General features: G+C 71.7%; 20 protein-coding genes. 14 read left to right on the top strand and 6 right to left on the bottom strand.

Going from position 1 to position 19,079, the window contains the following annotated elements:
* Positions 1 to 2: 2 nt before the first annotated feature.
* Together ACZ6K0_RS29260 and ACZ6K0_RS29255 are read right to left on the bottom strand one after the other, a co-directional pair.
* Complete coding sequence (locus ACZ6K0_RS29260) at positions 3 to 1,346, bottom strand: D-arabinono-1,4-lactone oxidase (RefSeq protein WP_376401107.1); 1,344 nt, start codon at positions 1,344 to 1,346, stop codon at positions 3 to 5.
* Positions 1,282 to 2,550, bottom strand: coding sequence for an MFS transporter (locus ACZ6K0_RS29255; RefSeq protein WP_469232812.1), 1,269 nt, complete (start codon positions 2,548 to 2,550; stop codon positions 1,282 to 1,284). The genes ACZ6K0_RS29260 and ACZ6K0_RS29255 overlap by 65 nt, the downstream gene beginning before the upstream one ends.
* 208 nt (positions 2,551 to 2,758) lie before the next feature.
* Here ACZ6K0_RS29255 and ACZ6K0_RS29250 point away from each other — a divergent pair, with 208 nt between their 5' ends.
* Both ACZ6K0_RS29250 and ACZ6K0_RS29245 read left to right on the top strand, forming a co-directional pair.
* Positions 2,759 to 3,886, top strand: coding sequence for a ferrochelatase (locus ACZ6K0_RS29250; protein WP_376401101.1), 1,128 nt, complete (start codon positions 2,759 to 2,761; stop codon positions 3,884 to 3,886).
* 72 nt (positions 3,887 to 3,958) lie between these two features.
* On the top strand, positions 3,959 to 4,759 hold the full coding sequence (locus ACZ6K0_RS29245; RefSeq protein ID WP_469233027.1) for an inositol monophosphatase family protein: 801 nt from the start codon (positions 3,959 to 3,961) through the stop codon (positions 4,757 to 4,759).
* A gap of 94 nt (positions 4,760 to 4,853) precedes the next feature.
* Here ACZ6K0_RS29245 and ACZ6K0_RS29240 read toward each other — a convergent pair whose 3' ends face one another.
* A complete protein-coding gene (locus tag ACZ6K0_RS29240; RefSeq protein ID WP_376401099.1) occupies positions 4,854 to 5,027 on the bottom strand; it encodes a hypothetical protein in 174 nt (57 codons plus the stop codon).
* Positions 5,028 to 5,410: 383 nt separating this feature from the next.
* Here ACZ6K0_RS29240 and ACZ6K0_RS29235 point away from each other — a divergent pair, with 383 nt between their 5' ends.
* The 4 genes from ACZ6K0_RS29235 to ACZ6K0_RS29220 all read left to right on the top strand — a co-directional run bounded on the left by ACZ6K0_RS29235 (position 5,411) and on the right by ACZ6K0_RS29220 (position 9,118).
* Complete coding sequence (locus tag ACZ6K0_RS29235) at positions 5,411 to 6,064, top strand: response regulator transcription factor (protein WP_024758527.1); 654 nt, start codon at positions 5,411 to 5,413, stop codon at positions 6,062 to 6,064.
* A 4-nt stretch (positions 6,065 to 6,068) separates the two neighbouring features.
* Complete coding sequence (locus tag ACZ6K0_RS29230; RefSeq protein ID WP_469232814.1) at positions 6,069 to 7,307, top strand: sensor histidine kinase; 1,239 nt, start codon at positions 6,069 to 6,071, stop codon at positions 7,305 to 7,307.
* Positions 7,308 to 7,702: 395 nt separating this feature from the next.
* Positions 7,703 to 7,999, top strand: coding sequence for a DUF4193 domain-containing protein (locus ACZ6K0_RS29225; RefSeq protein ID WP_003955561.1), 297 nt, complete (start codon positions 7,703 to 7,705; stop codon positions 7,997 to 7,999).
* Positions 8,000 to 8,011: 12 nt separating this feature from the next.
* Entirely contained in the window at positions 8,012 to 9,118 is a 1,107-nt protein-coding gene (locus ACZ6K0_RS29220) for a hypothetical protein (protein WP_376401092.1), read from the top strand.
* 173 nt (positions 9,119 to 9,291) lie between these two features.
* Here ACZ6K0_RS29220 and ACZ6K0_RS29215 read toward each other — a convergent pair whose 3' ends face one another.
* Complete coding sequence (locus ACZ6K0_RS29215) at positions 9,292 to 9,858, bottom strand: DUF3093 domain-containing protein (protein ID WP_376401089.1); 567 nt, start codon at positions 9,856 to 9,858, stop codon at positions 9,292 to 9,294.
* A 58-nt stretch (positions 9,859 to 9,916) separates the two neighbouring features.
* On the opposite strand from ACZ6K0_RS29215, the gene ACZ6K0_RS29210 reads away from it, so the two are divergent.
* The 8 genes from ACZ6K0_RS29210 to ACZ6K0_RS29175 all read left to right on the top strand — a co-directional run bounded on the left by ACZ6K0_RS29210 (position 9,917) and on the right by ACZ6K0_RS29175 (position 17,447).
* Complete coding sequence (locus tag ACZ6K0_RS29210) at positions 9,917 to 10,501, top strand: PaaI family thioesterase (protein WP_376401086.1); 585 nt, start codon at positions 9,917 to 9,919, stop codon at positions 10,499 to 10,501.
* Positions 10,501 to 11,013: a dUTP diphosphatase gene (gene dut / locus ACZ6K0_RS29205; RefSeq protein WP_024758522.1), complete on the top strand. Its 513-nt coding sequence runs from the start codon at positions 10,501 to 10,503 to the stop codon at positions 11,011 to 11,013. Before ACZ6K0_RS29210 ends, dut begins: the two co-directional genes overlap by 1 nt.
* A gap of 1 nt (position 11,014) precedes the next feature.
* A complete protein-coding gene (locus tag ACZ6K0_RS29200) occupies positions 11,015 to 11,776 on the top strand; it encodes a DUF3710 domain-containing protein (protein ID WP_376401082.1) in 762 nt (253 codons plus the stop codon).
* Between the two features lie 166 nt (positions 11,777 to 11,942).
* Positions 11,943 to 12,695 carry an ABC transporter ATP-binding protein gene (locus ACZ6K0_RS29195; protein ID WP_376401080.1) on the top strand — a complete coding sequence of 251 codons (753 nt, stop codon included), beginning with the start codon at positions 11,943 to 11,945 and terminating at the stop codon, positions 12,693 to 12,695.
* A 153-nt stretch (positions 12,696 to 12,848) separates the two neighbouring features.
* Complete coding sequence (locus ACZ6K0_RS29190) at positions 12,849 to 15,395, top strand: DUF4118 domain-containing protein (protein ID WP_376401078.1); 2,547 nt, start codon at positions 12,849 to 12,851, stop codon at positions 15,393 to 15,395.
* 158 nt (positions 15,396 to 15,553) lie between these two features.
* Positions 15,554 to 16,240, top strand: coding sequence for a response regulator (locus ACZ6K0_RS29185; RefSeq protein ID WP_376401075.1), 687 nt, complete (start codon positions 15,554 to 15,556; stop codon positions 16,238 to 16,240).
* A 58-nt stretch (positions 16,241 to 16,298) separates the two neighbouring features.
* Entirely contained in the window at positions 16,299 to 16,697 is a 399-nt protein-coding gene (locus tag ACZ6K0_RS29180) for an OB-fold nucleic acid binding domain-containing protein (RefSeq protein WP_079039299.1), read from the top strand.
* Between the two features lie 3 nt (positions 16,698 to 16,700).
* A complete protein-coding gene (locus ACZ6K0_RS29175) occupies positions 16,701 to 17,447 on the top strand; it encodes a DUF3159 domain-containing protein (protein ID WP_376401072.1) in 747 nt (248 codons plus the stop codon).
* Between the two features lie 103 nt (positions 17,448 to 17,550).
* On the opposite strand, the gene ACZ6K0_RS29170 is transcribed toward ACZ6K0_RS29175, so the two are convergent.
* Complete coding sequence (locus ACZ6K0_RS29170) at positions 17,551 to 18,228, bottom strand: potassium channel family protein (protein ID WP_376401069.1); 678 nt, start codon at positions 18,226 to 18,228, stop codon at positions 17,551 to 17,553.
* Positions 18,228 to 18,896 (bottom strand): potassium channel family protein, encoded by a 669-nt coding sequence (locus ACZ6K0_RS29165; RefSeq protein WP_030321520.1) that lies wholly within the window; start codon positions 18,894 to 18,896, stop codon positions 18,228 to 18,230. Before ACZ6K0_RS29165 ends, ACZ6K0_RS29170 begins: the two co-directional genes overlap by 1 nt.
* Between the last annotated feature and the right edge of the window lie 183 nt (positions 18,897 to 19,079).

Raw genomic sequence — 19,079 nt, 5'->3', positions numbered from 1 at the left:
CGTCAGTCGCCCAGGACGCGGCGCAGGTAGTCGTTGGCGAAGAGCCGGTCCGGGTCCAGCCGGTCGCGCAGCGCCGTGAACTCGGCGAAGCGCGGGTAGACCTCGGAGAAGTAGGCGGCGTCACGGGTGTGGACCTTGCCCCAGTGGGGGCGCCCCCCGTGCGCCGTCATGATGCGCTCCACCGCGGTGAAGTACGCGCGGTGGGGCGTTCCCTTGTAGAGGTGGACTGCGATGTAGGCGGTCTCCCGCCCGGAGGCCGTGGACAGCGCGATGTCGTCCGCCGGGGCGGTGCGCACCTCCACCGGGAAGCTCACCTTGAGCGGCGAGCGCTCGACCATCGCCTTGACCTCGCGCAGCGCGGCGACCGCCGCCTCGCGCGGCAGCGCGTACTCCATCTCCAGGAAGCGCACCCGGCGCGGCGAGGTGAAGACCTTGTACGGGATGTCGGTGTACGTACGGGCCGACAGGGCCCGACTGGAGACCTTGGCGATCGAGGGGATGACCGGCGGGACCGCGCGGCCCAGCGAGCAGGCCACCTGGAACAGCCCGTTGGAGAGGAGCTCGTCCTCGATCCAGCCGCCGACCTTCCCGGGCGGGGCGGCGGGGCCCGCGCTGCGGTTGTTGCGCTTGGTGTTGCAGTTGTCCGTGTGGGGGAACCAGTAGAACTCGAAGTGCTCGTTCTCCGCGTGCAGCGCGTCGAACTCCGAGGCGACCCGGTCGAATGTCATCGGCTCCTCGCGCGCGGTGAGCAGGAAGACCGGCTCCACCGCGAAGGTGATCGCCGTGACCACACCGAGGGCGCCGAGCCCGATCCGGGCGGCCGCGAAGACCTCCGGATTCTCCTTCTCCGAGCACGTCAGCAGCTGCCCGTCCGCCGTGACCAGCTCCAGCTCGCGGATCTGCGCCGCTATCGAGGCGGAGTCGCGGCCCGTGCCGTGCGTGCCCGTGGAGGTGGCCCCGGCGACCGTCTGCTCCATGATGTCGCCCATGTTCGTGAGCGACAGGCCCTCGCGGGCCAGCGCCACGTTGAGCCGCTTGAGCGGAGTGCCCGACTCGACCGTGACGGTCATCGCGTCGCGGTCGATCCGCCGGATCCCGGTGAGGAGCCCCGGCCTGATCAGTACGCCGTCGGTGGCCGCGATCGAGGTGAAGGAGTGGCCGGTACCGACCGTCTTCACCCGCAGGCCGTCCTCGGCCGCCTTGCGCACCACCTCGGCGAGCTCCTCTGCCGAGGCCGGGCTCACCTCCCGTACCGGACGGGAGGTGACGTTCCCCGCCCAGTTACGCCACGGGCTGCTCGCCGTCCTGGTGCTCCCCGACCCCGCTGCTGTCGTCGTCCCGCTCACGCTTCCCCTCCCGGTCCGGAGCCGGCCTGCGCAGCCGGCGGTGTCCGAGGAGACCCACCGCGACCGCGAGCGCACCCGAGACGACGGGCACCACGTACCCCGCCTCGGCCCCGGACGCGTCGACCACCCAGCCGGCGGCCGAGGAGCCGAGCGCCACGCCGATCGCGAGCCCGGTACCCGTCCAGGTCATGCCCTCGGTCAGCTTGGTGCGCGGTACGTGCGCTTCGACGAGGGCCATCGTGGTCACCATCGTCGGTGCGATGGACAGACCCGCGACAAAGAGCGCCACGGCCAGCAACGGCAAGTTCCCGGCCAGTAGGAGGGGGATCATACTCACGGCCATCGCGCAGATGCCCAGGAGCCAGCGGCGGGACGGCTGGCCCTTGAGGTGCAGGAGCCCGAAGACGGCGCCGGCGAGACAGGAGCCCAGCGCGTAGACGGCCAGGACGAGGCTCGCGGCCGCCTTGTGCCCCTGCTCCTCGGCGAAGGCCACGGTCACCACGTCCACCGAGCCGAAGATGGCTCCGGTGGCGACGAAGGCGAGCGCCAGGACCTGGAGGCCGGGGGAGCGGAGCGCGGACACGCTCTTCTCGCCGCTCGCGCGGGGGTGCGGCACGGGCTCCGTCGCGCGCTGCGAGGTCAGCCAGAAGACGCCGATGGCCAGGAACACCCCGGCGAACAGCGGGCCGGCCTCCGGGAACCAGGTCGTCGACAGACCGATGGAGATGATCGGCCCGAAGATGAAGCACACCTCGTCGACGATCGACTCCCACGAGTACGCGGTGTGCAGGCGCCGCTCGTCGCCCCGGTAGATCTCCGCCCAGCGGGACCGGGTCATCGCCCCGATGCTCGGCACGCAGCCGATCACGGCGGTGAAGACGAAGAGCGTCCAGTCCGGGGCCTCCTGCTGGACGCAGAGGAGGAGCCCGGCGGCACCGGCGAGCGATATCAGCGTCACCGGGCGGAGCACCTTGCGCTGCCCGTGCCGGTCGACCAGCCGCGAGACCAGGGGGCCGAGGACCGCGGCGGACATCGCGAGCGTCGCCGAGAGCGCGCCGGCGAGGCCGTACCTGCCGGTGACCTGGGAAATCATGGTGACGACGCCGATGCCCATCATGGACAGCGGCATGCGGCCGAGGAGACCGGCGACGGAGAACGAGGTCGTGCCGGGCGCTGCGAAGATCGCGCGGTAGGGGCTGGGCAAGAGGCTCTCCGGATCTCCGTGCTTCGGAGCGGGCTCCGCGCGACGACTCAACACGTGTAATTAACAGCTAAAGCCTACGGTGTTGAAGTCGATCGGTCATCCCCCTTTTTTTGGACGAGCACCGTGATTTCGGACGTGTACCCCCGTGCGGAGGCCGTCGGTCGGGGCGCGCCCTCCCGCGTCGGAGGCGGGTGGGAAGATCGGTGCCATGTCCGATCAGCACGATCCCGCCCCGTACGACGCCCTGCTGCTGCTCTCGTTCGGCGGCCCCGAGGGCCCGGACGACGTGGTCCCGTTCCTGGAGAACGTGACGCGCGGCCGAGGCATTCCGAAGGAACGGCTCAAGGAAGTGGGGCAGCACTACTTCCTCTTCGGCGGCGTCAGCCCGATCAACGACCAGAACCGCGCGCTGCTCGACGCGCTGCGGACGGACTTCACGGAGGCCGGCCTCGGCCTCCCGGTCTACTGGGGAAACCGGAACTGGGCGCCGTACCTCACCGACACCCTCCGCGAGATGATCACCGACGGCCGGCGCCACATCGCCGTCCTCACCACCAGCGCGTACGCCTCCTACTCCGGCTGCCGCCAGTACCGCGAGAACCTCGCCGACGCGCTGGCCGCCCTGGAGGCGGAGGGGCTCCCGCTGCCGCGCGTGGACAAGCTCCGGCACTACTTCAACCACCCCGGCTTCGTCGAGCCCATGGTCGAGGGCGTCCTCGCCTCCCTCGCCGAGCTCGACGCGTCCGTGCGCGACGGGGCCCACCTCGCCTTCACCACCCACTCCATCCCCGACTCCGCCGCCGACAGCTCCGGCCCGGTCTCGGAGCACGGCGAGGGCGGCGCCTACGTCCGGCAGCACCTCGACGTGGCACGGGTGATCGTCGAGGCGGTCCGCGAGGCGACCGGCGTCGCCCACCCCTGGAAGCTCGTCTACCAGTCCCGCAGCGGCGCCCCGCACATCCCGTGGCTGGAACCCGACATCTGCGACCACCTGGAGGAGCTGCACGGCGCCGGGGCGCCCGCGGCCGTCATGGTCCCGATCGGCTTCGTCTCCGACCACATGGAGGTCCTCTACGACCTCGACACGGAGGCCACGGCCAAGGCGGCCGAGCTCGGCCTGCCCGTCCGGCGCTCGGCGACCGTCGGGTCCGACCCGCGCTTCGCCGCGGCCGTCCGCGACCTCGTCCTGGAGCGGGCGGCGGGCGAGCGGGGCACCCGGGTGGAGCGGTGCGCCCTGGGCGCGCTCGGGGCCTCCCACGACCTGTGTCCGATCGGCTGCTGCCCGGCAAGGGCGGAGCGGCCGGCGGCGGCCGGTGCCGACAGCCCGTACGCGTAAGGAGCCCCCGTGACCGACCAGAACGGTGTGACCGGTGTGAACGACGTGACTGACGTGAACGGTGTGACCGATGTGAGCGACCCGCTGCTCGCCGAACTGCTCGCCCTCGGCCTGGAGGCCGCGCGGCGGGCCGGAGCGCTGCTGCGCGACGGCCGGCCCGACGACCTGGTCGTGGCGAAGACCAAGTCGAGCCCCATCGACGTGGTCACCGAGATGGACATCGCCGCCGAGAAGCTGATCACCGGCTTCCTCGCCGAGCGCCGCCCGCAGGACGGCTTCCTCGGCGAGGAAGGCGCGTCGAGCCCCGGGACGAGCGGGATCCGCTGGGTCATCGACCCGCTCGACGGCACGGTGAACTACCTCTACGGCCTGCCCACCTGGGCGGTCTCGATCGCCGCCGAGCGGGACGGCGAGACCGTGGTCGGCGTCGTCGAGGCGCCGATGCGCGGCGAGACCTACCGGGCGGTCCTCGGCGGCGGCGCGTACGCGGGCGAGCGGCGGCTCGCCGCCCGGCCCTCGCCCGAGCTCGACCAGGCCCTGGTGGGCACCGGGTTCGGATACGTCCAGTCCCGCCGCGCCCACCAGGCCGACGTCGCCCAGCGCGTGATCCCGCGCGTCCGCGACATCCGGCGCGGCGGTTCGGCCGCGATCGACCTGTGCGACGTCGCGGCCGGCCGCCTCGACGCGTACTACGAGCGCGGCCTCAACCCCTGGGACCTCGCCGCGGGGGCGCTCATCGCCCGCGAGGCGGGCGCCCTGACGGGTGGCCGCCCGGGGGAGCCGGAGTCGGGCGAGCTGACCCTGGCGGCCTCCCCGGGCGTCTTCGCGCCCCTCCAGGAGCTCCTGGAGGAGCTCGGAGCCTGGCACGACTAGGAGAGGCACGGTTTCCCGATCCTCCGGGAGACGGCACGAGCGAGGGCCCCGGAGCCAGAACGGCTCCGGGGCCCTCGACGTGTGTGCGAGCCGGTCAGTAGCCCGGCGCGGCGACCTCCACGCCGTGCTCCGCGGCCAGGCGGTGCAGGTCGTCCAGCTCTGCCTGCTCGACGTCCGCGAGGAAGTCGTCGCCCGTCTCACGAGCACGCGTGAGGTCGGTCTGCGCGGCCCTGATCCGGTGCAGCAGTCCTGCGGTGAAAGCGTCCATCGTGCGCCCCCTCGTCGTGGGTCCGGTGGCACGGGGGTGTGCCGAGGGTGGGTGGATCACACACTGTTGCCTCTGGGGGACAGAAGGCGATAGGTGGCGCGCCACATACAGGGCGTGATCACGGGGTGTGCAGTCGTCCTCCCCACCCCCTTCCTCACAGAAACCTCAACTGGCCCGTGAATCAGGTGAATTCTTCGCGGGCCACCCCCGGAGGAGTCACGCGCCCCGCCGCACGCCCCCACCGCACCACCCCCGCGCCCCGGGCCCGCACACCCGTCTTACAGCCGGTTTACGCGCGTTAGGGGCAGGATGGACACGCACAGTCAGTGCTCAGGTTTCAGCCGGTCCGCCTTCGGATCGCGGCTCAAGGGAAGGACTACGACGTGCGTGTACTCGTCGTCGAGGACGAGCAGCTGCTCGCCGATGCGGTGGCCACCGGACTGCGCCGGGAGGCCATGGCCGTCGACGTCGTGTACGACGGCGCCGCGGCCCTGGAGCGCATCGGGGTGAACGACTACGACGTCGTCGTCCTCGACCGCGACCTCCCGCTCGTCCACGGCGACGACGTCTGCCGCAAGATCGTCGAGCTCGGCATGCCCACGCGCGTGCTGATGCTCACCGCGTCCGGAGACGTCAGCGACCGCGTCGAGGGCCTGGAGCTCGGCGCGGACGACTACCTCCCCAAGCCCTTCGCCTTCACCGAGCTCACCGCACGCGTGCGGGCCCTGGGCCGGCGCACCACGGTGCCGCTCCCGCCCGTCCTGGAGCGCGCCGGCATCAAGCTCGACCCGAACCGCCGCGAGGTCTTCCGCGAGGGCAAGGAGGTCCAGCTCGCGCCGAAGGAGTTCGCCGTCCTGGAGGTCCTCATGCGCAGCGAGGGCGCCGTCGTCTCGGCCGAGCAGCTCCTGGAGAAGGCCTGGGACGAGAACACCGACCCGTTCACCAACGTCGTGCGCGTCACCGTCATGACCCTGCGCCGCAAGCTCGGCGAGCCCCCGGTCATCGTCACCGTGCCCGGCTCCGGGTACCGGATCTGACCCGATGCCCACGACCTCCGCGCCCCACCCCCAGGCGCCACCGAAACCGACGTGGGACCCCAGGGACCCCGTCCGGCCGCTGCTGCGGCCGACCATCCGGATACGGCTCACGCTGCTGTACGGCGGCATGTTCCTGATCGCCGGCATCCTGCTGCTGTCGATCATCTACCTCTTCACCGCGCAGACCCTGAGCGAGAGCGCGGCCGAACTGCCGTTCAAGATCGTCAAGGGTGAGGTGCTGCCCACCACCTCCTGGTGCCGGCTGCCCAACGCGGGTACCGGTGAGCAGTTCAACGACGCCGTGTCGGTCTGTCTGCGGCACCAGAGCGACATGGCCCTGGAAGACCTCCTGCGCCGCTCGCTCTTCGCCCTGCTCGGCCTGAGCATCATCGCCTTCGCCTTCGGCTACGCCATGGCGGGACGGGTGCTCTCCCCGCTCGGCCGGATCACCCGTACCGCCCGCCAGGTGGCCGGTTCCGACCTGGCCCGCCGGATCGAGCTGGACGGCCCCGACGACGAGCTCAAGGAGCTCGCCGACACCTTCGACGAGATGCTGGAGCGCCTGGAGCGGGCCTTCACCGCCCAGCAGCGCTTCGTCGCGAACGCCTCGCACGAGCTGCGGACCCCGCTCGCGATCAACCGCACGCTCCTGGAGGTCCACCTCTCGGACCCCGGGGCCCCTGTGGAGCTCCAGCAGCTCGGCAAGACCCTGCTCGCCACCAACGAGCGCAGCGAGCAGCTCGTGGAGGGCCTGCTGCTGCTCGCCCGGAGCGACAACCAGATCATCGAGCGCAAGGCCGTCGACCTCGCCGAGGTCGCCTCCCGGGCGATCGACCAGACGCACGCCGAGGCCCTGGCCAAGGGCGTGGAGATCCGGGGCGAGCGCGCACCCGCGGTCGTCCAGGGCAACGGCGTCCTGCTGGAGCGGATCGCCCTGAACCTGCTCCAGAACGCCGTGCGGTACAACGTGCCGGAAGGAGGCTGGGTGGAGGTCACCACGGAGACCGAGCACGGCCAGGCGGTCCTGGTCGTCTCGAACACGGGACCGGTGGTCCCCGCGTATGAGATCGACAACCTTTTCGAGCCGTTCCGGCGGCTCCGGCAGGAGCGCACCGGCAGCGACAAGGGGGTCGGTCTCGGCCTGTCGATCGCGCGGTCCGTGGCCCGCGCCCACGGCGGCCGTATCATCGCGGAGCCCCGCGAGGGCGGCGGTCTCGTGATGCGTGTCACTCTGCCGATCTGACACACTGCACAAGCCGACCGGTTCCGTTCGCTTTGCGCGGAATTCTCTGGCCCCGATTCTGAGACGCTCATGTGTGATCGATCACAGGAGAGGGTGTCCGGACCTCCACTCTCCGTGACCGAGAAATCCCTCGGAAAACCAGGAAAAGTCCGGGTTTCCGGGGCCCGGAATGACGGGAAGTACACGGGGTGGCGCCTGTGAAGGGTGCCCGGAGGACCGTGTACGGTCCGGTTCGCCACCCGAAGCCGACCACTCGTGAGAGGGCGCGACGGGTGTCGATTGAGTAACAGACCTTGATGTGAGGCAAAATCTCCGCCTCAGGTCGGGCACAAGTCCGACCTCTCACGCGTTACGTGCGCTGGAGACACCGCAACTACCCAGAGGGGGAGAGCGACATGGCAACGGATTACGACACCCCACGCAAGACCGACGACGACGTCGACTCGGACAGCCTTGAAGAACTGAAGGCCCGCCGGAACGACAAGTCGACCTCGACGGTCGACGTCGACGAGTTCGAGGCCGCAGAAGGCCTGGAACTGCCCGGGGCCGACCTCTCGAACGAGGAGCTGGCCGTCCGGGTCCTGCCCAAGCAGGCCGACGAGTTCACGTGCATGAGCTGCTTCCTCGTGCACCACCGCAGCCAGCTGGCACGAGAGAAGAACGGCCAGCCGATCTGCCGCGACTGCGACTGAGACCGCTCGGCCGTGGCAGGCGAGACACCGTCCCGGAAGCGGCGTCTCCGGCTCCCTGGGAGCTCGGAGACGTACAAGGGCGGCACGAGCTCGGCAGAGGGTGCCCAGGAGGCCCCCGACGCCGTGCCGGCCGTCCCCCTGCCCTCCCTCGGCGTACGTGACGACGAGCGGGGCCCTTCGGCCTCGCTCGAAGCGGTCGTCGCGGACATCGAGGCGGCAACCGGTTCGCGCGTCGAGCCGGGCGCCGGTCACGGCGCCGGGCCGGACGCGGCACGGCTCCCCGCGGAGCAGCGCGAGGGCCGGGGCGAGGCGCGCCACGGACGGCTGGACGCCGTCAGGCGGCTGGCCAACCCCGCGCGGGCCCAGCTCGACAAGATCAAGATCGACAGCGACCGGATCGACGCCGTCCGGCGCGGCGTCACGCGCAGCGTCAAGGACGGCGTGAAGCGTGGCGGTGACAGCGCCAAGGCTGGCATCGGCCATCTGGCCGACCGGCTGATCGACCTCGCCCCGCGGATCCCGGTCCGCGACCTGGCGACCCTCCGCAGACAGTTCCCCGGGCTCGGCCCCGAGCAGCTCGCCGACAAGCTCGTCACGGGCGCGGCGAACGCGAGCTCGACCGTCGGCGCGGGCGTCGGCGCCGCCGCCATGCTTCCCGTACCCCCGGCCATGCCGGCCGAACTGGCGGCCGAGATCACCGGCGTCGCCGCCGTCGAACTCAAACTCATCGCCGAACTGCACGAGGTGTACGGACTGCGCCCGCCGGGCCGCCTCGCCCAGCGCTCGACGGCCTATCTGACCTCCTGGACCGAGGAGCGGGGCATCGACCCCACCAAGCCCACCACGGTCAACGCGGCGCTCGGCGGGCAGCTCAAGCGCGAGCTGCGCCAGCAGATCACCAAACGCCTCGTGCGGAACCTGCCGAACCTCATGCCCTTCATGGTCGGCGCCGCCGTCGGCGCGGTCATGAACCGGCGCGACACCAGGAAGCTCGCCGCGCACATCCGCAAGGACCTCCGCGCCCGCCAGATCCCCTGGGACGCCCTCCCGGAGCTGCCCCCACTGGAGCAGCCCGAGAATCCCAAGGAGCTCGGCTTCCCCAAGGAGCTCGGCTTCTAGGACCTGCCCGGCGGATCATGGCCGGATGAGCCCCGGCCGCCCTCTCCGGGCCGGACGAGAACCCGGCCCGGGGCGTCCTGCCGATCGGGCCGGATCGGGCGTCCTGCCGATCGGGCGTCCTGCCGGTCAGGCCGGACCGGGCCCCGGACCGGACCCCGGGCCCGACCGCCGGATCAGGCCTCGGCGCGTACGGAATCCAGGGCCGCCACCAGGGCCTCCGGCTCACGGCTGGACAGGTACACGTACGGCGTCGGGTCCGCCGGGTCCGTGACCTCGACCCGTACCGCCCGCGGCACGTAGCTGCGCATCAGCATGAAGGCGCGCGGATCGGCCTTGTAGGTGCGCCAGGCGCGCGCCTCCTCCACGTCCAGTACCTCGGCCGCCCCGAGCGCCGAGACCGGGATCCGCGCGTCGCCCGCCACCAGCGAACCGGCCACCACCCGGACCCGGGCGGAGCCGTACGAGGAGACCGCCGCACCGGCGAGCACCGCCGCCACGATCAGACCGCCCAGCATCGGGACCGTACCCATCGGGAACATGATCAGGCCGCCGGAGAGACCGAGCAGACCCGCGATCAGCCACCACGAGCGGGGCGCCGTCAGCCGCTCGTCGAAGCGTGGCGCGGCCGGCGCCGAGGCCGTCACCGGCGACGACGCGACGGGCGTCTCGGCGGGCGACTCGGCGGACGGCGCGGGCGAAGGCTCGGAGGAGGGGGCGGGGGACGGCACGGAAGGCTGCATGCGTCCAAGCTTGGCACGGCGCGACCCGCGCCCGGCCGCGCGGGTAAGGTCTGCGCCTGTGACTGCAACATCTGCCGCCCTCACCCCGCCGGCCGACGCCATACCGCCGGTACGCCACCCCGACGCCCCGGCCCCCGGCGAGCTGCTCGGTGCGCACTACGAGTACTGCTTCGGGTGCGGCGGCGGGCAGCCCCACGGCCTGCACCTGGAGGCGCGGGCGGGCGAGGGCGTGACCGTCACCGCCGAGTTCACCGTGACCCCCGACCACCAGGGCGCCCCCGGCCTCGCGCACGGCGGCGTCCTCGCCACCGCGCTCGACGAGACCCTCGGCTCCCTGAACTGGCTGCTGCGGGTCATCGCCGTGACCGGCAGACTGGAGACGGACTTCGCCCGGCCCGTCCCGGTCGGCACCGTGCTCCACCTGGAGGCCGCGGTCACCGCCGTACACGGCCGCAAGATCTTCTCGACCGCCGTCGGCCGGATCGGCGGGCCCGAGGGCCCCGTCGCCGTCCGTGCCGAGGCACTCTTCATAGAGGTCAAGGTCGACCACTTCATCGACAACGGACGGCCGGAGGAGATCCAGGCCGCCATGTCCGACCCCGACCAGGTCCGGCGCGCCCGCGCCTTCGAGGTGAACCCCTGATGCGCAACCCTGTCGACGTACTGATCCGGCGAGTGGACCCGGAGGTGCCGATCCCCGCCTACGGGCACCCCGGCGACGCCGGCGCCGATCTCGTGACCACCGAGGCCGCCGTCCTCGCCCCCGGGGAGCGCGCCGTGCTGCCCACCGGGGTCTCCATCGCGCTGCCCGACGGGTACGCGGCCTTCGTGCATCCGCGCTCCGGCCTGGCCGCCCGCTGCGGAGTCGCACTCGTGAATGCCCCGGGGACGGTAGATGCCGGGTACCGTGGAGAGATCAAAGTGATCGTGGTCAATCTCGACCCGCGCGAAAGCGTGCGGTTCGAGCGGTTCGACCGGATTGCCCAACTGGTCGTCCAGCAGGTCGAGAAGGTGCGCTTCCACGAGGTGGCGGAGCTTCCCGGCTCGGCGCGGGCCGAGGGGGGCTTCGGGTCCACCGGCGGCCATGCCGCCGTGGACGGCTCAACGGGTGGGAATCGATACGCTTCGGTCGTATCCGACCGGGAAGGACAGTGACGTGTTCGGACGTCGCAAGAAGAGCGGTGCCGCTGAGGACGCAGCGGGCGAGGCCGAGCAGGTCGTCGACGAGGTCGGCACCGACGGTTCGGCCGACGCGCCGCGTCGGGTGAACCTTCCGCCGGCGCCCCGGCCCGACGGACCGTGGGACATCTCCGAGGTCACCACCCCGGAGGACGGCCGTGTCGACCTCGGGGGCGTCTTCGTCCCCGGAGTCGAGGGCATGGAGCTGCGGGTCGAGGTGGCGGGCGACGCGATCGTCGCGGCCACCGTCGTGCTGCGCGACAGCGCCGTGCAGCTGCAGGCCTTCGCCGCCCCGAAGAACGAGGGCATCTGGGGCGAGGTCCGTGACGAGATCGCCACGGGCATCGTCCAGCAGGGCGGAGTCATCGACGAGGTCGAGGGCCCCCTCGGCTGGGAGCTGCGGGCCCAGGTGCCCGTGCAGCTGCCGGACGGCAACCGCGGCGTACAGCTCGTGCGCTTCGTGGGTGTCGACGGGCCCCGCTGGTTCCTGCGCGGAGTGATCTCCGGGCAGGGCGCGGTGCAGCCTGAGGCGGCCGGGCTCCTGGAGCAGATCGTGCGGGACACCGTGGTCGTCCGCGGTGAGGGCCCGATGGCCCCGCGCGACCCGATCGTCCTCAAGCTGCCGAACGACGCGCAGATGGTGCCGGACGGTGTCCAGCAGGAGGAGCAGGCGAACTCGCGCTTCTCCGGCGGCATGGGCCAGCTCCAGCGCGGCCCGGAGGTCTCCGAGATCCGCTGAGCCGCGCTCGAGCATCGAGAAACGAGCGGTGGGCCGCTTCCCGTACGAGAGGTACGGGAAGCGGCCCACCGGCCTTTCTGCCCTTTCGTACGTGCTCCGGTGCCCCCTCGTCCGCGCCCGGGCTCTGGCCCTGGGGCCCGGCGGCGGACCATACTGGCGGGCGCACATGTTCGAGGAGGGGGAGCACACGGTGAGTGAGAGCAGCACGCGGTCCGGAACGGCCGTCGCCGAGGACCCGGCGGGTCTGCCGATGGTCCGGGTCGAGGACCTCCGGCGCTCGTACGGCACGGGCGAGGCCGCCGTCCACGCCCTCCGCGGGGTCTCCTTCGACATCCCGCGCGGCGAGCTCGTGGCCCTGAAGGGGCGCTCGGGCTCCGGCAAGACGACCCTGCTGAACCTCGTGGGCGGCCTCGACAGCGCCGACGGGGGCCGGATCGTCATCGACGGCACCGACCTCTCCACGCTCGGTGAGAACGGGCTCCTGGAGCTGCGCCGGGACCGGATCGGCTTCATCTTCCAGTCCTTCGGGCTCCTCCCGATCCTCTCCGCCGCCGAGAACGTGGGCGTACCCCTCCGGCTGCGCAACACCGACCCGAAGGAGCGCGAGGAGCGGGTCGCGCTGATGCTCTCGCTCGTGGGCCTCGCCGACCACGCGGCCCAGCGGCCGGGCGAGCTGTCCGGCGGCCAGCAGCAGCGGGTCGCGATCGCCCGCGCCCTCGCCAACAAGCCGGCCCTGCTGATCGCCGACGAGCCGACGGGCCAGCTGGACGCGGAGACCGGGCTCGCCGTCATGGAGCTGCTGCGCGCGGTGGTGCGCAGCGAGGGCTGCACGGCCCTGGTCGCCACGCACGACCCCCAGCTCCTGGGCCTGGCGGACCGGGTCCTGGAACTCAGCGACGGCGAGATCATGGAGCACTGAGCGCCCGGGCGGACGCACACAGAGCCCGGGCGGACGCACGGAGAGCCCGGGTGGTCGGTTCGCGGCCGTCCGGACATCAGAATCACGTCAATACCGCACGGGGGTCTCCGTCCGCGTGCGGAATGTCCGATTGGCTGGACGTATGGTCGTGCCATGGGACGCGGCAAGCTTCGGATCTACCTCGGCGCTGCGCCGGGCGTCGGCAAGACGTACGCGATGCTCTCCGAGGGACACCGTCGGATCGAGCGCGGTACGGACTGCGTCGTGGCCTTCGTGGAGCACCACGGACGGCCGCGTACGGAGGTGATGCTGCACGGCCTGGAGCAGGTCCCGCGCCGGACCCTGGACTACCGGGGCACGAGCTTCACCGAGATGGACGTCGACGCGGTCCTGGCCAGGAAGCCGGCCGTCGCGCTCGTCGACGAGCTCGCCCACACGAACGTCCCCGGCTCCCGGAACCCCAAGCGCTGGCAGGACGTCGCCGAGCTCCTCGCGGCCGGCATCGACGTCGTGTCCACGGTCAACATCCAGCATCTGGAGTCGCTGGGCGACGTCGTCGAGTCGATCACCGGCGTACGGCAGAGGGAGACCGTCCCCGACGAGGTCGTCCGCCGCGCCGACCAGATCGAACTGGTCGACATGTCGCCCCAGGCCCTGCGCCGCCGCATGGCCCACGGCAACATCTACACGTCCGACAAGGTCGACGCGGCCCTCTCCAACTACTTCCGCCCCGGCAACCTCACCGCCCTCCGCGAGCTCGCGCTGCTCTGGACGGCCGACCGGGTCGACGAGTACCTCCAGCAGTACCGGGGCGAGCACAACATCCGCTCCACCTGGCAGGCCCGGGAGCGCATCGTCGTGGGCCTCACCGGCGGCCCCGAGGGCCGCACACTCATACGCAGGGCCACCCGGCTGGCCGAGAAGGGCGCGGGCGGCGAGGTCCTCGCCGTCTACATCGCCCGCAGCGACGGCCTCACCGCCGCCTCGCCCAAGGAGCTGGCCGTCCAGCGGACCCTCGTCGAGGACCTCGGCGGAACGTTCCACCACGTCATCGGCGACGACGTCCCCTCCGCGCTCCTGGAGTTCGCCCGCGGGGTCAACGCGACCCAGATCGTCCTCGGCTCCAGTCGCCGCCGCACCTGGCAGTACGTGTTCGGCCCCGGCGTCGGCCAGACCGTGGCCCGTGACTCCGGCACCGACCTCGACGTCCACATCGTCACCCACGGCGAGGTCGCCAAGGGGCGGGGGCTGCCCGTCGCGCGCGGGGCGCGGCTCGGACGGTCCCGGATCCTCGGCGGCTGGCTGGTCGGCGTCGCGGGGCCCGTCTGCCTGGCCCTGCTCCTCACGCACGTCGACGCCGACCTCGGCCTCGCCAACGACATGCTGCTCTTCCTCGCGCTGACCGTCGCCGCCGCGATGCTCGGCGGATTCCTGCCCGCGCTCGCCTCGGCCGCCGCCGGCTCCCTCCTCCTGAACTGGTTCTTCACCCCGCCCGTCCACCGGATCACCATCGCCGACCCCAAGAACATCGTCGCCCTCGCCGTCTTCCTCGGCGTGGCGATGGCGGTCGCCTCCGTGGTGGACCTGGCCGCCCGGCGCACCCACCAGGCGGCCCGGCTCCGCGCCGAGTCCGAGGTGCTGTCGTACCTCGCCGGCAGTGTGCTGCGCGGCGAGACGAGCCTCGACGCCCTCCTCGAACGGGTTCGCGAGACCTTCTCGATGGAGTCGGTGACCCTCCTCGAACGGGCGGACGGGATCGAGCCGTGGACCCGGGCGGCGAGCGTGGGCCCCCAGCCGGTCGCACGGCCGGAGGACGCCGACGTGGACATGCCGGTCGGCGACCATCTGGCCCTGGCGCTGACCGGCCGGGTCCTGCCCGCCGAGGACCGGCGCGTCCTCGGCGCCTTCGCGGCCCAGGCCGCCGTCGTCCTCGACCGGCAGCGGCTCGTCGGAGAGGCGGAGCAGGCCAGGAAGCAGGCCGAGGGCAACAAGATCCGTACGTCCCTGCTCGCCGCCGTCAGCCACGACCTGCGCACCCCGCTCGCGAGCATCAAGGCCTCCGTCAGCTCCCTCCGCTCCGACGACGTCGACTGGTCCGAGGAGGACCGCGCCGAACTCCTCGAAGGCATCGAGGCGGGCGCCGACCGCCTCGACCACCTCGTCGGCAACCTCCTCGACATGTCCCGCCTCCAGACCGGCACCGTCACGCCGCTGATCCGGGCCGTGGACCTCGACGAGGTCGTCCCGATGGCCCTCGGGGGAGTGCCCGACGGCAGCGCCGAACTCGACATCCCCGAGACGCTGCCGATGGTCGAGGTCGACAAGGGCCTCCTGGAGCGGGCCGTCGCCAACATCGTCGAGAACGCCGTGAAGTACAGCCCCGGCGGGGAACCCGTCTCGGTCGCCGCCAGCACCCTGGGAGAACGCGTCGAACTGCGCGTCGTGGACCGCGGCCCCGGAGTGCCCGACGAGAGCAAGGACGGGATCTTCGAACCGTTCCAGCGCTTCGGCGACGCCCCTCGCGGCGCCGGAGTCGGTCTCGGCCTCGCGGTCGCCCGCGGCTTCGTCGAGGCCATGGGCGGGACCCTCTCCGCCGAGGACACCCCGGGCGGCGGCCTGACCATGGTGCTCACCCTCAGGGCCGTGCGGGGCGGGCCCCCGGAACAGGTCGTGGAGCTTCCGGCGCATGCCGTGAGCTGAGCCCCGCGGCGGCTCCCGTCCCGCGACCGCCGCCGCGCAGGGCCCGCTCTCGTACCGCTTCCGCCGGTCCTCCCACCGCTACCGACTCCTCCCGCCCAGCCCCACCGCCCCCACCCAAGCCGCCCGCAACGGGCACCGAAGAAGGTAGGTCCCCCTCCATGACCCGGGTCCTCGTGGTCGACGACGAGCCGCAGATCGTCCGCGCCCTGGTGATCAACCTCAAGGCGCGGAAGTACGAGGTCGACGCCGCACCCGACGGCGCCACCGCCCTCCGGCTGGCCGCCGAGCGCCACCCCGACGTCGTCGTCCTCGACCTCGGCCTGCCCGACATGGACGGCGTCGAGGTCATCAAGGGCCTGCGCGGCTGGACGAGGGTGCCGATCCTCGTCCTCTCCGCCCGCCAGACCTCCGACGAGAAGGTCGAGGCGCTCGACGCCGGAGCCGACGACTACGTCACCAAGCCCTTCGGCATGGACGAGCTGCTCGCGCGGCTGCGCGCGGCCGTACGCCGCGCCGAGCCGGTCGGCGGTGCCGAGGACGGCGTCGTGATCGTCGAGACCGAGGGCTTCACCGTCGACCTGGCGGCGAAGAAGGTCCACCGCGACGGCCGGGACGTCCGGCTCACCCCCACCGAGTGGCACCTCCTGGAGGTCCTCGTCCGCAACGGCGGGCGGCTCGTCAGCCAGAAGCAGCTGCTCCAGGAGGTCTGGGGCCCCTCGTACGGCACGGAGACCAACTACCTCCGCGTGTACATGGCGCAGCTGCGGCGCAAGCTGGAGGCCGACCCCTCGCACCCCCGCCATTTCGTCACCGAACCGGGCATGGGGTACCGCTTCGAACGGTGAAGCGGGAGTCGTGTGTGCGGCCGGTCCTGGTGACGGTGGAGGCCGGTACGCTTTCTGTATGAGTGCTGCACCGCGTACAGAGAAGCCGGCCGGTAGGTTCCGCCGGATGCTCGACCGGCTCTCCTCCACCCCGGAGGACCTGGAGTCGGTGGAGCTCCAGGAGGACGCCGAGGCCACGGGGTGCACGCGCATCTGTGACTGCTCCGACCGCCAGATAGTCAAGGTGACTGGTACCTTGCGCACGGTCACGCTGCGTCCCCGCGCCGGTGTGCCCGCGCTGGAGGCCGAGCTCTTCGACGGCACGGCACCCCTGGACGTCGTCTGGCTGGGCCGCCGCTCCATCGTGGGCATCGAACCGGGCCGCAAGCTGATCGCCTCCGGCCGGATCTCCATGAGCCACGGCCGGCGGGTCCTCTTCAACCCCAAATACGAGCTCCGACCGCTCGGACAGGAGTAGCCGGTGACGTCCCTCGACAAGCCGACGACGGATCAGGACGCCCAGGCCCCACAGGACGCCCAGGCCTCGAAGGAGGTCACCGAGGCCGCGCTGTTCGAGGCCTTCGGCGGCCTGCGGGGCATGATCGAGACGGTCGTGCCGGGCCTGCTCTTCGTCACGATCTTCACGATCAACAAGGACCTGCGCAGCTCGGCGATCGCCGCGCTCGCGATCTCGCTGGTCCTGGTCGCCGTCCGGCTGATCCGCCGCGACACCGTCAAGCACGCCTTCAGCGGCGTCTTCGGTGTCGCCTTCGGTGTCGTCTTCGCGATGATGACGGGCAACGCCAAGGACTTCTACCTGCCGGGCATGCTGTACACCCTCGGCCTCGCCCTGGCGTACCTCGTCACCACGGTCGCGGGCGTCCCGCTGATCGGCCTGATCCTCGGCCCGGTGTTCAAGGAGAACCTCTCCTGGCGCACCCGCAACCCCGGCCGCAAGAAGGCGTACGCGAAGGCCAGCCTGGCCTGGGGCTTCATCCTGCTCGCCAAGTGCGCGATCCTCTTCCCCATGTACTGGTGGGCCGACACGACCAAGTTCGGCTGGGTCCTGGTCGCCCTGAAGATCCCGCCGTTCCTGCTCGCGGTCTACCTCACCTGGATGTTCCTCGCGAAGGCGCCGCCGCCGATCGACGTCTTCGCCGAGATGGAGGCCGAGGAGCGCGCCGAGAAGGCCCGCAAGGAAGCGGCGCGGAGCCGGCCGGAGGCCTGAGCGGCACCGGTGCACGACGGAGAAGGGCCCGGAACCTGGTGACAGGTTCCGGGCCCTTCTCCGTGCACGGACGTACGAGACGTCTTCCCGATCCCGACCGGGGTCAGGACTCGGTGGTCTCGCGGCGGACCTGCAACAGGTCCTCCAGCTGCTCCTCGCGGGCCTGCGCGGCCACGAACAGCAGCTCGTCGCCGGCTTCCAGGGTCTCCTCCGCGCTCGGCGTGAGCACCCGCGAACCGCGGATGATCGTCACCAGCGAGGTGTCCTCGGGCCAGGCCACGTCCCCGACCGAGGTGCCGGCGACCGCCGACTCCGGCGGGAGCGTCAGCTCGACCAGGTTCGCGTCGCCGTGGCTGAAGCGGAGCAGCCGGACGAGGTCGCCGACGCTCACCGCCTCCTCGACCAGGGCCGACATGAGACGCGGCGTCGACACGGCGACGTCCACACCCCAGGCCTCGTTGAACAGCCACTCGTTCTTCGGGTTGTTCACGCGGGCGACGACCCGCGGCACGCCGTACTCGGTCTTGGCGAGCAGCGAGACGACGAGGTTCACCTTGTCGTCGCCGGTCGCCGCGATCACCACGTTGCAGCGCTGGAGCGCCGCCTCGTCGAGGGACGTGATCTCACAGGCGTCGGCGAGCAGCCACTCCGCCTGCGGCACCCGCTCCACCGAGATGGCGGTCGGCGCCTTGTCGATCAGCAGGACCTCGTGCCCGTTCTCCAGGAGCTCGCCCGCGATGGAACGGCCCACCGCACCCGCGCCCGCAATAGCGACACGCATCAGTGACCGCCCTCCTCAGGACCCTCGGCGAAGGCCTCCTCGACCTTCGCGATCTCGTCCGTACGCATCATCACGTGCACCAGGTCACCTTCCTGGAGCACCGTCTGGGAGGTCGGCAGAATCGCTTCGCCCAGTCGGGTGAGGAAGGCGACGCGGACGCCGGTCTCCTCCTGGAGGCGGCTCACCTTGTGGCCGATCCAGGCGGGGGAGGTGTGCACCTCCGCGAGCTGCACGCCGCCGCTCGGGTCACGCCACAGCGGCTCCGCGCCGGAGGGCAGCAGCCGTCGCAGCATCTGGTCGGCGGTCCAGCGGACCGTCGCGACCGTCGGGATCCCGAGGCGCTGGTAGACCTCGGCGCGACGCGGGTCGTAGATCCGCGCCGCCACGTTCTCGATGCCGAACATCTCGCGCGCGACCCGCGCCGCGATGATGTTCGAGTTGTCGCCGCTGCTCACCGCGGCGAAGGCACCGGCGTCCTCGATCCCGGCCTCACGCAGCGTGTCCTGGTCGAAGCCCACGCCCGTGACGCGCCGTCCGCCGAAACCCGACCCCAGACGACGGAAAGCCGTCGGGTCCTGGTCGACGACCGCGACGGTGTGCCCCTGCTGTTCGAGGGTCTGCGCGAGAGCGGCTCCCACTCGCCCGCAGCCCATGATGACGATGTGCACGTCCCCTTACCCCGCACTCCTGATCACCCTGCTGACCTGCGAAAACACCCTGCCCACAACTTTCCTCGCCCGATCCGCCCGGGCCGCGGCGGGCAACGCCCTGCCGGGTTGCCCGGTCCGAGCTTATGCGGCAACGCTGGCGGGGACCGCATCCGAGGTGGTACTCAGGGAGATTCGGTGCTG

Source organism: Streptomyces sp. NPDC042346 (assembly GCF_055581845.1).
This window is presented reverse-complemented; position numbering and strand designations above follow the sequence as displayed.